Genomic DNA, 12,082 nt, shown 5'->3' with positions numbered 1-12,082 from the left:
CATGAGCGACGCAACCCTCACCTTCGATCATCACCGTCCCCGCCTGCAGCGCATCGCCTACCGCATGCTCGGCTCCTGGGCCGAGGCCGAGGACGTCGTCCAGGACACCTGGCTCAAATGGCATGCGGCGGATCGGGGCGCCCTGGCCAATATCGAAGCCTGGCTGGTCTCCGTCACGACCCGGCTGTCCATCGACCGGCTCCGGGCGGCCAAGGCCCGGCGGGAACATTACATCGGCGCCTGGCTGCCGGAGCCCGACCTGGAGCACCTGGCCGATCCCGCGCCCTCGCCCGAACAGGCGATTGAACGGTCGCACGACGTTTCCTACGCCCTGCTGGCCGTGCTGGAACGGCTCACGCCCGAAGCCCGCGCGGCCTTCCTGCTGCGAGACGTGTTCGATGAGGGCTATGACGAAATCGCCCGGGTGCTGGGCCGGACCGAGGCCGCCTGCCGCCAGTTGGTGCATCGCGCCCGGGCCCGGATCAAGGACGAACGCAAGCCGGCCCCCGTAGACCCCGAAGCCCAGCGCAACCTGCTGCAAGCCTTCGCCCAGGCCGCCTCGACGGGCGACTTCACGGCGCTCAAGTCGGTGCTGGCGGCCGATGCCCAACTGGTCGGCGACGGCGGCGGCAAAGTCGCCAGCTTCGGCGTGCCGCTGCTGGGCGGACAGCGCATCGCGCAGCTCTACCTGGCGACCTGCCTGCGCTTTCGCGACCGGGTGCGCTGCGAGATCGCCCTCGTCGGCCGCCAATGGCGGCTGTTGCGCTTCATCGACGACAAGCTGGAATCGGCGCAATACCTGGAGACCGACGGCGCGCGCATCACCCGCATCCACGCGCAGCGCAATCCCGACAAACTCGCGCGGCTGGCACAGGCCCTGGGCCGCGAGCTGAGCGTCCAGCCCTGATCCACAAACCGGCGCCTCGGCCCCGGATCAGAAAAATTTTTCGGCGAGGCCATCACAAACCGGAAGCGCCGTTCGTCTTGAGTGTGAACCCTTCAACTCTCACTCGAGGTAATTCCATGTCACACCCCCGCCTGAACTGGACGGCCATCGCGCCCAAGACCTACAAGGCCATGGCCGGCGTCAACGCCACGCTCTCCGGCTCCACCCTGGGACCGATCCTGACAGACCTGATCCAGACCCGTGTCTCGCAGATCAACGGCTGCGCCTTCTGCCTGGACATGCACGCGCGCGACCTGCGCAAGCACGGCGAGAGCTGGCAGCGTATCAACAGCCTCTCGACCTGGCGCGAGACCGAGCTGTACAACGCCCGTGAACGGGCGGCGCTGAACTGGGCGGAGACCATGACCCGCCTGGCCGACCGGCACGACCCCGACCGGGACGCCGCCTTCGAGGCGCTGCGGGCCGAGTTCGACGATCAGGAAATCGTGGAGTTGTGCTGGGGGATCGCCGCGATCAACGCCTGGAACCGGATGGCCATCGGCATGAGCGCGCCCATCCCCGCGCAAGCGATCGACTGAAAGCGGTCCTCTCTCTTCGATTCCCGGGAGGGCGCGCCCTCCTCGTTTCATTCCCATGCAAGGAACCCTGATGAACATCGTCATTATCGGCGGCACCGGCCTCATCGGCCGCAAGCTCACGGCGCGCCTGGAACAGGCGGGCCACACCGTGCTGGCAGCCGCCCCATCCACGGGCGTGAACTCGGTGACCGGCGAAGGCCTGGACCGGGCGCTGACGGGCGCCGAAGTCCTGATCGACGTCACCAACGCCCCCTCCTTCGAGGAAAGCGCCGTGATGACGTTCTTCCGCGCCTCCACCGCCAACCTGCTGCGCGCGAGCCGGACCGCCGGCATCCGCCACTACGTCGCGCTGTCCGTGGTCGGATCCGAACGCCTGCCCAACAGCGGCTACTTCCGCGCCAAGATCGCCCAGGAAGCCCTGATCGCGGACGGCGGGCTCCCCCACACGATCGTCCGGGCGACGCAGTTCTTCGAATTCCTGGACGCCATCGCCCAGTCCTTCTCGCGGGACGGCGCCATCCGCGCGCCCGCCGCTCTGCTGCAGCCAATGGCCGCGGACGACGTCGCCGCGGCGCTCGCCCGGATCGCCTCCGAATCGCCCCTGAACGGCATGCGCGAAGTCGCCGGCCCCGCACCGTTCCGCCTGACCGACCTGCTGCGCAAGACGCGCCCGGCACAGGCCGCGCCGGAGATCGTCCAGGACGACGACGCGCCGTATTTCGGCGACCGGATCGACGACACGACCCTGATGCCCGGCGCGCAAGCCAGGCTCGGGACCCTGTCCCTGGAAACCTGGCTGTCGGCCCAGGCCGCGCCGGTCCGCTGATGGAGGGCGCCATGCAGGCAGGCTCGCCGCGAATCGCGCTCATCACCGGCGGCGGCGCCGGCATCGGCCTGGCGACGGCCAAGGCCTTTGCCGCCGCAGGCACCCGCGCCGTCATCACCGGACGCAACGAGGCCCGTCTGGCCGCCGCCGCCCGGCAGACGCCAGGCATCGACTACATCGTCGCGGACGCGGCCAGCGAGGCGGACGCGGAACACACCGTCGCCACCACCGTCCAGCGCTGGGGCCGACTGGACGTCCTGGTCAACAATGCCGGCGCCGGCGCCATCCTGCCGCTGGCCCAGGCCGGCGCCGACCGCATCGCCGCGATTTTCGCCACCAACGTCATCGGTCCCTCGTTGCTCGCGCGCGCCGCCCTGCCCCACCTGAGGGCGGCCGCCGGCGCCATCGTCAACGTGTCCAGCACCTTCGGCCACAAGGCCGCCGCCGGGCTCTCGCACTACGCCGCCAGCAAGGCGGCCCTGGAGCACATGACGCGCTGCTGGGCGCTGGAATTCGCGGCGGATGGCATCCGCGTCAATGCGGTCGCCGCCGGGCCGACCGAAACCCGTTTCCTCGAAGACCGGATGCGGCTGACCCCCGAACAGATCGAGGCGGTGAAGGCCGACGAGCGCGCCAGGATCCCCCTGGGCCGGCGCGGCGAGCCCGAGGACGTCGCGCCCTGGATCGTGTCGCTGACCATGCCCGGATCCGCCTGGATCACCGGCCAGGTCCTGCGTGTCGACGGCGGCCTGGTCATTGCCTGAACCCGCATCCACTCCATCACAAGGAACACAGCCATGTCCCATCCGAAGACGCTCGCGGCGCTGCTCTGCCTGGCCTGCGCCGCATCCGCGGCCGAACCGTCCTCCGCGCCCCCGCCCGGACCAATCGTCACCCAGGTCCTGCGACAGGATCTGCCCGACATGCCGGGCAAGGAAGCGCTGATGCTGCTCGTCGAATACCCGCCCGGCGGCGTCGATCCCGTCCACCGGCACGACGCCCACGGCCTGATCTACGTGCTGGAAGGGGAAATCGTGATGGGCGTCCGCAGCGGGCCGGAGACGGTCCTGCGCCCCGGCCAGGCCTTTCACGAAGGGCCGGACGATGTCCACACCGTCGGCCGCAACGCCAGCGCCACCCAGCCCGCCAGGTTTCTGGCGGTGCTGATCAAGGACGAGGGAAAGCCGCCTGTCCTGCCGGCCCGCTAGCGGACTGATCGTCCAGGACGCCGGCGGCGGCCGGGACCGCGAGGCCCTGCGCCGCAGCCAGAAAGTGATAAAAGTTGCGGATCAGGATCGCCGTGGCGCCCCAGATGAAGTGGGATTCCCAGGGAATCGCGAAATAGCATCGGCCATGGCCCAGGGACGATTCCATCCGGTGCAGCACGTGCCGGCCCGGGTCCAGCAGGACCGCCAGGGGCACCTCGAAGACCTCGGCGACCTCGGCCTCGTCGGCCTGGATGTGGAAACCGGGCAACAGTTCGCCCACCACGGGGGTCATCAGAAAGCCGGTGGTGGTCAGCAGCGTCGGCTGCGTGCCGATCAAGTGGACGAAACGCCGCTCGACGCCGATTTCCTCTCGCGTTTCGCGCAGGGCCGCCGCCACCGGCCCGTTGTCGGAGGATTCGATGCGCCCGCCCGGAAAACTGATCTGGCCTGCATGATGATGCAGATGCGCGGCGCGGCGTGTGAACAGGACATGCAAGCCGGCCTCGCGCTGGACGAGCGGCATCAGAACGGCCGCCTGCCGGGCCTGGGCGTAGGACGGGCCCCCGGGGGCGAAAGCCTGGGCGAACAAGGGCTCGACCTGCCAGTCGACCGGTCGCTGGAACGCCTCGCGGATGTAGTCCAGCCGCAGACATTCCGGCGGCAGCGCCGGCAAGGGCACGCTGGGCAGGACAGGCTGGACCTGAGGATCAAAACTCGCGGTACGGCGACTGCCCGGCTCCGGCATCCGATACGACATGAAATCCCGATGGTGAAATCCCGGTGCGGCTCGAACACGCCGGGACAATTTTGCCTTGGGGGTGGCCCGACGGCAAAAACAAAGGGCACCCGAACGGGTGCCCTTGGACTGATGCGCGATGCCGTGATCAGACGGCCTTGCGAACCAGCTTTTCCTTGATGCGAGCGGCCTTACCCGTCAGGTTGCGCAGATAGTACAGCTTAGCACGACGGACGTCGCCACGGCGCTTGACTTCGATCGAGGCGATCTGCGGCGAATACAGCTGGAAGGTCCGTTCGACGGCTTCGCCCGACGAGATCTTGCGCACGGTGAAGGCGGAATTCAGACCGCGATTGCGACGCGCGATGACCACGCCTTCGTAGGCCTGGGCGCGCTTGCGCGTGCCTTCGACCACGTTGACGCTCACGATGACGGTGTCACCGGGGCCGAATGCGGGGATGGTGCGGCCTTCGGTCAGGCGCGCGATTTCTTCTTGTTCGAGGGTTTCGATCAGGTTCAAGATGGGCTCCAAGGCATCATGGGCACCGGGCATGAATGTATTGGGATTGCCGGGCCAGAGGATGCAAACCAGGGATTATATCAGAACCCGGCCGCCACACCCAGCCACATCATGCCCGGAATCATGGCGGCCCAGGTCAGGACCATGAGGACGTCGCCCGCCAGCACCGCCAGGCGGCGCCAACCGATCCGCAGGCCGGTGCGCGGCCGATGCACCGAGGCCGCCGCCTGGCGTGCCGGCGCCGCCCGCCCCCAACGCGTGGAGCGCCCGGCGGGACGGCCGCCCCACGAGCCGCCCGACACCCAGGGCCCCTGAAGCACAGCCGAAGTATTCGACCGCACGGGCCGTGCCGAAGCCCCCCGCCCCGGCCCGCCGCGCCCGGCCGCACCCGCGCCCGTCCAAGCCCATGTCCCGTTCCAAGCCATCGATCCAGCCATGTCGAATCTCCCAGGTGCGCCCGGTGCCAAAAGCGCCGTTGCTGTTGTTTTATACAGTGCTCATGGATACTGTACAAAGAAACAGTGTTTGGCGCAAGAGAAAAAATTCGATATGTTCGAGCAGACGCTTGCTGGCCGGACGTCGAAGCCGGGCTGCGGCGGCCTGATCGATTCCCCGGGCCGCCGCAGGCATCATCCTGAACGGCGGTAAAGCCAGCCTGTTTCTCTCCCTGGAGCACACCCCATGCCACGTACCTTTCTCGACCACCTCGCGATCACCGCTTTCTCGCTGGAATCCGGCACGGCATTCGTTGCCGACGCGCTCGGTGTGTCGCCGCAGGCCGGCGGTGAACACCCGCGCATGGGGACTCACAACCAGTTGCTGCGCCTGGGCGATACCCTGTACCTGGAGGTGATCGCCCCCAATCCGGCGGCGCCGGCGCCCGGACGACCGCGCTGGTTCGGGCTGGATACGCTGGGCGCCGGATCATCCCCGGCGCTGTCCGCCTGGGTGGCGCGCAGCACCGATATCCAGGCCACGGCGGCCGCTGCCGCAGAGCCGCTGGGCCCGGTCGAGTCCATGAGCCGGGGCGCGCTCGACTGGCTGATCACCATTCCCGCCGATGGCTCGGTCCCGCTGGACGGCGTCGCCCCTGCCCTCATCGAATGGCGCGCCGATGCGCACCCGGCTTCGCGGATGGAAGATCGGGGATGCGCCCTGGCCCTGCTCGAACTCTTTCACCCCGACCCGGACCGCGTTTCGCGCCTGCTGTCGTCGCTGGAACTGGACGCTCCGGTGTCCGTGCGCCGGGCCGGACCCGGCGCCGCGGCGCGCCTGGTTGCGCACATCGACACGCCGCACGGGCGCCGGACCTTGTAAGACCGCAGAGGGTCCGCCCCCCCCCGGGCCGACCGCGCACCGGCCCCACGCGATCCCCCGGATGCGCGCGAGCAGGCCTTAATCGACCAGTGACCCAGCCAGCTTGCGCAGGAAATCCTCGCAGGCCGTCAATTGGGCGATGTCGATGTATTCGTCGGCCCGATGCGCCTGTTCGATATGGCCGGGACCGCAGACCACCGCAGGGATGCCGGCGTTCTGGAACTGCCCGCCCTCGGTGCCGTAACTGACTTTGCTCGTCCCCTTGTCACCAGTCAACGCGCGCACCAGCCGGGTGATCGCTTCGCGTTCGGACGCTTCCAGCGCGAGGACCGCCACCGGCATCGCCTCGATCTCGACGCGCGCGGCGTCATGGTCCCGGCGCATCCGGGGCAGCAATTCGGTCTGGATGTACGCCTCGACCCGGCGCTGGATACCGTCCGGCGACATGCCGGGCAGGTTGCGGAACTCGTAGCTGAATTCGCACGCATCCGGGATGGTGTTCACCGCGATCCCGCCGGCAATCAGATTGGTGCTCAAGGTCGTGAACGGCACGTCGTAGCATTCGTCGTACGGCCCCTGGGATTTGAACTGATCCGCCAGATCCCGCAAATGGCAGATCAGGCGGGCGGCATGTTCGATCGCATTGCATCCCCGAGTGGTCAGCGAGGAATGCGCCGCTTTGCCGTGCACCCGGCAGCGGTACAGGTTCATGCCCTTGTGCGCCACCACCACGCGCATGCCGGTGGGCTCGCCCACCACGCAGCCTTCGGGACGCACGCCACGCTGCTTGAGCGCCGCCAGCATCACGGGCGCGCCCAGACAGCCGACCTCCTCATCGTAGGAAAAAGCCAGATGCAAGGGCTTGGTCCGCCTCAAGGACAGGAAATGCGGCACGAGGGCGAGCGAGGCCGCAATAAAGCCCTTCATGTCGGCCGTGCCCCGGCCATACAGCTTGCCGTCCTTTTCAGTGAGCGAAAAGGGATCCGAACCCCAATCCTGCCCATCCACCGGCACGACGTCGGTGTGCCCGGACAGGACGATCCCGCCTTGCGTAGCGCCGTCGTGGGCGGGCAGCGTGGCGAACAGATTGGCCTTCCCGCCCTCCGGCGCATAGCTCAGCTCGGACGTGACGCCCTGCGCGGCCAGCGCGTCTCGGACCGTCTCGATCAGCGCGAGATTGGAATTGCGGCTGGTCGTGTCAAAGGCCACCAGCCGCCGCAGCCATTCGCGTGTGCTCATGTTTTCCATGGATAGTATGGTACCCCCCACGCCGCGCCTTCGGCTTGCATCCACCTCGCGGCTTGCAAGCCGCTTGGATTCGCCAGGCACGAAACAGTCCACCGGGACTGTCCCGTGTCCGGGCTCATCCCCCCCCAAGGAGGGTGCTTTTTGCCTTGGGGCGGCCCGGCGGCAAAAAGTAATCCGCCCGCCCCGTACAAAGAAAACCCCGGCAACCGGATCAAGTCCAGTTGTCGGGGCCCGGCCGGCCCGCAGAGCGGGACCGGCATGCCTCACATCCGATCGGAAAGATCAGAGATCCGGCTGCGGCGTGGTGCGCAGATAGGGACGGATCTCGGTGTAGCCCTTGGGGAATTTTTCCTTCAGGACGGCCGGATCCTTGATCGACGGAGCGATGATGACGTCTTCGCCCTGCTTCCAGTTCACCGGCGTGGCGACGCTGTAGTTGTCGGTCAGTTGCAGGGAGTCCAGGGCGCGCAGGATTTCATCGAAGTTGCGGCCCGTGCTGGCCGGATAGGTCAGGATCAGGCGGATCTTCTTGTTCGGGTCGATGACGAAGACCGAGCGCACCGTGGCGGTGGTGCTGGCGTTCGGGTGGATCATGTCGTACAGGGTCGCAACCTTGCGGTCCTCGTCGGCCAGGATCGGGTACTGGACGTCGGTCTTCTGGGTGTCGTTGATGTCCTTGATCCAGTCGATGTGCGACTGCTTGCCGTCGACGGACACGGCGATCACCTTGGCGCCGCGCTTGGCGAACTCACCCGACAGAATGGCGGTATAACCCAGCTCGGTGGTGCAGACCGGCGTGAAATCGGCCGGGTGGGAGAACAGGACGCCCCAGCCATTGCCCAGGAATTCATGAAACTTGATCTTGCCCAGGGAAGAGTCCTGTTCAAAATCGGGGGCGACATCGCCCAGACGCAGAGTGGTCATCAATAGCTCCTGTTCCAAGTGTCTGCCGCCCGGACGATCCGGGCGGCGAATCCGGTGAGGAAACCGCAGAGGTTTCCCTGACACCTAAGATTCTTGCAGAATATAAACGGCTATTGAAATACCAAATAGTTATGTTTATATCTGCGCTTGACGCACATAACGATCGGCCAGCCCGCCGTCCCGGATCGCCGACTCCAGCGCCAGCGCGCGCGGCAGCACGTGCGCGGCATACTGCACCGCCGTGGCGATCTTGTTCGGGTGGAACGCGTCGGTCGACCCCTCGCCGATGGCGACGGCCGCCACCAGCGCGGAACGCCCCAGTTGCCAGCCCGCGTGCGCGGTGCCGGCCAGCATCAGGCACGGCACGCTGCCGGTGAACACGCCCCGGATGTCCTCGCGGATGTGCTCCAGCACAAAAGCCAGCGCCGACTCATAGGCTCCGGCCGCCGTCTCCAGCCGCTCGCCGATCATGCCCAGGGCCTCGGCATGCACACCGCTTGCCGCCCGCAAAGCCGCCGCCGTGCTGCGCATCCCGGCGATCTGTTCGCGCGCCACGGCGCCGCCGTCACGCACCAGCTTGCGGCCGATGAAATCGTTGGCCTGGATCGCCGTGGTGCCTTCGTAGATGGGCAGGATGCGGGCGTCGCGGTAGTACTGGGCGGCGCCGGTTTCCTCGATGAAGCCCATGCCGCCGTGCACTTGCACGCCCAGCGAAGCGACCTCGACGGAGGATTCCGTGGAGAACGCCTTGACGATGGGCACGAAGTATTCGTACGCGGTCTTGCAGCGGGCGCGCTCGGCCTCGTCGCTCAGATGAGCGGCCTTGTCCCGATAGCCGGCCGCGACGTAAGCCACGGCGCGCGCGCCCTCGGTCAGGCCGCGCATGATGCCCAGCATGCGCGCCACGTCGGGGTGGCGGGCGATGGGCACCGGGCCGGCGGAACCTTCCAGGGCGTTGCCCTGGATGCGTTCGGCCGCGTAGGCCGTGGCGTGCTGCAGCGCGCGCTCGGACAGCGCCACACCCTGCAGGCCGACCGCGTAGCGCGCCGCATTCATCATGATGAACATGTATTCCAGGCCGCGGTTTTCTTCGCCGATCAGGTAGCCGACCGCACCGCCCTCGCCCGCTTCGCCCTCGCCCGAGCCATACAGCAGCACCGCCGTGGGGCTGCCGTGGATGCCCAGCTTGTGTTCCAGCGAAGCGCACACCACGTCATTGCGGACGCCCAGGGCGCCGTCGTCACCCACCAGGAACTTGGGCACGATGAACAGGGAAATGCCCTTGACGCCCTTGGGCGCGTCCGGCGTGCGCGCCAGCACCAGGTGGATGATGTTTTCCGCCATGTCGTGATCCCCATACGTGATGAAGATCTTCTGGCCCGTGATGCGGTAACTGCCGTCGTCCTGACGCACGGCCCGGGACTTGAGCAGCGCCAGGTCGGAGCCCGCCTGCGGCTCGGTCAGATTCATGGTTCCGGTCCAGCGGCCTTCCAGCAGGGGCGGGATGAAACGGGCCTTCTGCGCATCCGAACCCACCATGGACAGGGCTTCGATCACGCCGTCGGTCAACAAGGGGCACAGGGAAAAGGCCAGGTTGCCGGCGTTGATGCTTTCCGTCACCGGCGCGGAGACCAGCTTGGGCAGGCCCTGGCCGCCGTATTCAGCCTCGTGCGGCAGGCCTTGCCAGCCGCCCTGCGCGAAGGCCTGGAACGCCGCTTTGAAGCCGGGCGTGGTCTGCACGCCCTGCTCGCTCCAGCGGGCCGGTTCGGTGTCGCCCGCGCGGTTCAGCGGCGCGACTTCCTGTTCGACGAAACGCGCGTTTTCCTCGAGCACGGCATCGACAAGGTCTTCGGAGACTTCTTCAAAGCCCGGCAAGGCCAGCACGCCCTTCAGGTCGGCCAGCTCGCGCAGAATGAAACGGATATCCTGGGTAGGAACCTGGTATGTCATCGCAATTCCTGTGGTGCGCGGGGGCAAGAGCCCCCACGCTGCGCAGGCTTTCGCCTGCTTGCTGCCCCCCGAGGGGGCGCTTTTTGCCTTGGGGCGGCCCGGCGGCAAAAGGGCCCCCCCGCTGCGCAGGCTTTCGCCTGCTTGCATCCATCGAGCGGCTTAGAGCGCCTGGACCAGTTCAGGCACGGCCTGGAACAGGTCGGCCACCAGACCATAATCGGCCACGCCGAAGATCGGCGCCTCGGCGTCCTTGTTGATCGCCACGATCACCTTCGAGTCCTTCATCCCCGCCAGGTGCTGGATCGCCCCCGAGATCCCGATCGCCACGTACAGTTGCGGCGCCACGATCTTGCCGGTCTGACCGACCTGCCAGTCGTTGGGCGCGTAGCCCGCGTCCACCGCCGCGCGCGAAGCGCCCAGCGCCGCGCCCAGCTTGTCGGCCAGCGGGTCCAGGATCTTGAAGTTCTCGGCGCTGCCCATGCCGCGCCCGCCCGACACCACCACCGTGGCAGCGGTCAGTTCCGGCCGGTCGCTCTTGGCCAGCTCTCGGCCGACGAACTGCGACTTGCCCGAATCGGCCACCGCGTCGACCGTCTCGACCGCCGCCGAACCGCCCGTGGCGGCTGCCGGATCGAAGGCCGTGGTGCGCACGGTGAGGACCTTGGTCGCGTCGGCGGACTGCACCGTCGCCAGCGCATTGCCGGCGTAGATCGGCCGCACGAAGGTGTCGGCCGATTCCACGGCCACGATGTCGGAGATCTGCGCCACGTCCAGCTTGGCCGCCACGCGCGGAGCGACGTTCTTGCCCGAGGCCGTGGCCGCAAACAGAATGTGGCTGTGGCCGCCGGCCGCCGCCAGCACTTGCGCGGCCAGGTTCTCGGCCAGGCCCTCGGCCAGCGAGGCGCCGTCCGCCAGCAGGACCTTGCTCACGCCCGCGACCTGGGCCGCCTGATCGGCCACGGCGCGCGCGCCGGAACCCGCCACCAGCACGTGCACGTCGCCGCCGATCGCCGCAGCCGCCGCCACCGCATTGCGGGTCGCCGCGCCCAGTTGGGCGTTGTCATGTTCAGCAATGACCAGAATGCTCATTTACACCACCTTCGCTTCGTTCTTGAGTTTGTCCACCAGAGCGGCCACGTCGGCCACGATGACGCCGGCCGAGCGGCTGGCCGGCTCGACGACCTTCACGGTCTTCAGGCGCGGCGCCACGTCCACGCCCAGGGCGTCGGGCGCGACGGTATCCAGTTGCTTTTTCTTCGCCTTCATGATGTTGGGCAGCGTCACGTAGCGCGGCTCGTTCAGGCGCAGGTCCGTCGTGATGATGGCCGGCAGCGCTAGGCTGAGCGTCTCCAGGCCGCCGTCGACTTCGCGGGTGACCTGCACGCGCTCGCCCTGCACCTCGACCTTGCTGGCGTTGGTGGCCTGCGGCCAGTCCAGCAGCGCGGCCAGCATCTGGCCGGTCTGGTTGGCGTCGTCATCGATCGCCTGCTTGCCCAGAATGATCAGGCCGGGCTGTTCCTGGTCGGCCAGCGCCTTGAGCAGCTTGGCCACGGCCAGCGGCTGCAGTTCGGCGTCGGTCTGGACCAGAATGCCCCGATCCGCGCCGATCGCCATGGCCGTGCGCAGCGTTTCCTGGCATTGCGCCACCCCGCACGACACCGCCACGATTTCAGCCGCAGCGCCCTGCTCCTTCAGGCGCACGGCTTCTTCGACGGCGATTTCGTCGAACGGATTCATGGACATCTTGACATTGGCGATGTCCACGCCAGTGTGATCGGATTTGACGCGCACCTTGACGTTGTAGTCAACCACGCGCTTGACCGGTACCAGGACCTTCATCGAGCATACTCCAGAATGAAAAGAAAACA

14 protein-coding genes are annotated in these 12,082 nt (G+C 67.6%); 6 read left to right on the top strand and 8 right to left on the bottom strand.

Translation table 11 applies throughout. The features are described 5' to 3' along the window. Position 1 precedes the first annotated feature (1 nt). The 5 genes from ACFO0J_RS13970 to ACFO0J_RS13950 all read left to right on the top strand — a co-directional run bounded on the left by ACFO0J_RS13970 (position 2) and on the right by ACFO0J_RS13950 (position 3,519). Positions 2 to 907 carry an RNA polymerase sigma-70 factor gene (locus tag ACFO0J_RS13970; protein ID WP_376813706.1) on the top strand — a complete coding sequence of 302 codons (906 nt, stop codon included), beginning with the start codon at positions 2 to 4 and terminating at the stop codon, positions 905 to 907. Positions 908 to 1,023: 116 nt separating this feature from the next. After that, positions 1,024 to 1,485 carry a carboxymuconolactone decarboxylase family protein gene (locus ACFO0J_RS13965; RefSeq protein ID WP_376813705.1) on the top strand — a complete coding sequence of 154 codons (462 nt, stop codon included), beginning with the start codon at positions 1,024 to 1,026 and terminating at the stop codon, positions 1,483 to 1,485. Positions 1,486 to 1,555: 70 nt separating this feature from the next. Continuing rightward, on the top strand, positions 1,556 to 2,311 hold the full coding sequence (locus ACFO0J_RS13960; RefSeq protein ID WP_376813704.1) for an SDR family oxidoreductase: 756 nt from the start codon (positions 1,556 to 1,558) through the stop codon (positions 2,309 to 2,311). An 11-nt stretch (positions 2,312 to 2,322) separates the two neighbouring features. Further along, complete coding sequence (locus ACFO0J_RS13955) at positions 2,323 to 3,075, top strand: SDR family NAD(P)-dependent oxidoreductase (RefSeq protein ID WP_376813703.1); 753 nt, start codon at positions 2,323 to 2,325, stop codon at positions 3,073 to 3,075. A gap of 33 nt (positions 3,076 to 3,108) precedes the next feature. Continuing rightward, the gene (locus tag ACFO0J_RS13950) at positions 3,109 to 3,519 is read left to right on the top strand and encodes a cupin domain-containing protein (protein ID WP_376813702.1); all 411 of its coding nucleotides are present in this window, start codon (positions 3,109 to 3,111) and stop codon (positions 3,517 to 3,519) included. Here the strand turns inward: ACFO0J_RS13950 and ACFO0J_RS13945 are convergent. The 3 genes from ACFO0J_RS13945 to ACFO0J_RS13935 form a co-directional block, all read right to left on the bottom strand. Next, on the bottom strand, positions 3,479 to 4,276 hold the full coding sequence (locus ACFO0J_RS13945; protein WP_376813701.1) for a CoA pyrophosphatase: 798 nt from the start codon (positions 4,274 to 4,276) through the stop codon (positions 3,479 to 3,481). The genes ACFO0J_RS13950 and ACFO0J_RS13945 overlap by 41 nt on opposite strands. 127 nt (positions 4,277 to 4,403) lie before the next feature. Continuing rightward, positions 4,404 to 4,775: a 50S ribosomal protein L19 gene (rplS, locus tag ACFO0J_RS13940; protein ID WP_376813700.1), complete on the bottom strand. Its 372-nt coding sequence runs from the start codon at positions 4,773 to 4,775 to the stop codon at positions 4,404 to 4,406. 80 nt (positions 4,776 to 4,855) lie between these two features. Then, a complete protein-coding gene (locus tag ACFO0J_RS13935) occupies positions 4,856 to 5,116 on the bottom strand; it encodes a hypothetical protein (RefSeq protein WP_376813699.1) in 261 nt (86 codons plus the stop codon). Between the two features lie 340 nt (positions 5,117 to 5,456). Here ACFO0J_RS13935 and ACFO0J_RS13930 point away from each other — a divergent pair, with 340 nt between their 5' ends. Further along, complete coding sequence (locus ACFO0J_RS13930; RefSeq protein ID WP_376813698.1) at positions 5,457 to 6,092, top strand: VOC family protein; 636 nt, start codon at positions 5,457 to 5,459, stop codon at positions 6,090 to 6,092. A 78-nt stretch (positions 6,093 to 6,170) separates the two neighbouring features. Here the strand turns inward: ACFO0J_RS13930 and argE are convergent, their stop codons facing one another. The 5 genes from argE to ACFO0J_RS13905 form a co-directional block, all read right to left on the bottom strand. Next, entirely contained in the window at positions 6,171 to 7,331 is a 1,161-nt protein-coding gene (argE, locus tag ACFO0J_RS13925) for an acetylornithine deacetylase (RefSeq protein WP_376813697.1), read from the bottom strand. A 291-nt stretch (positions 7,332 to 7,622) separates the two neighbouring features. Next, on the bottom strand, positions 7,623 to 8,264 hold the full coding sequence (locus ACFO0J_RS13920) for a peroxiredoxin (protein ID WP_376813696.1): 642 nt from the start codon (positions 8,262 to 8,264) through the stop codon (positions 7,623 to 7,625). Positions 8,265 to 8,399: 135 nt separating this feature from the next. Then, complete coding sequence (locus tag ACFO0J_RS13915; protein ID WP_376813695.1) at positions 8,400 to 10,214, bottom strand: acyl-CoA dehydrogenase; 1,815 nt, start codon at positions 10,212 to 10,214, stop codon at positions 8,400 to 8,402. 159 nt (positions 10,215 to 10,373) lie between these two features. Beyond that, positions 10,374 to 11,303 (bottom strand): electron transfer flavoprotein subunit alpha/FixB family protein, encoded by a 930-nt coding sequence (locus ACFO0J_RS13910; protein ID WP_376813694.1) that lies wholly within the window; start codon positions 11,301 to 11,303, stop codon positions 10,374 to 10,376. Next, positions 11,304 to 12,053 carry an electron transfer flavoprotein subunit beta/FixA family protein gene (locus ACFO0J_RS13905; RefSeq protein ID WP_376813693.1) on the bottom strand — a complete coding sequence of 250 codons (750 nt, stop codon included), beginning with the start codon at positions 12,051 to 12,053 and terminating at the stop codon, positions 11,304 to 11,306. Positions 12,054 to 12,082 lie beyond the last annotated feature (29 nt).

This window comes from Castellaniella hirudinis (assembly GCF_042651965.1).
GTDB classification, from domain to species: Bacteria; Pseudomonadota; Gammaproteobacteria; order Burkholderiales; family Burkholderiaceae_B; genus Castellaniella; species Castellaniella hirudinis.
This window is presented reverse-complemented; position numbering and strand designations above follow the sequence as displayed.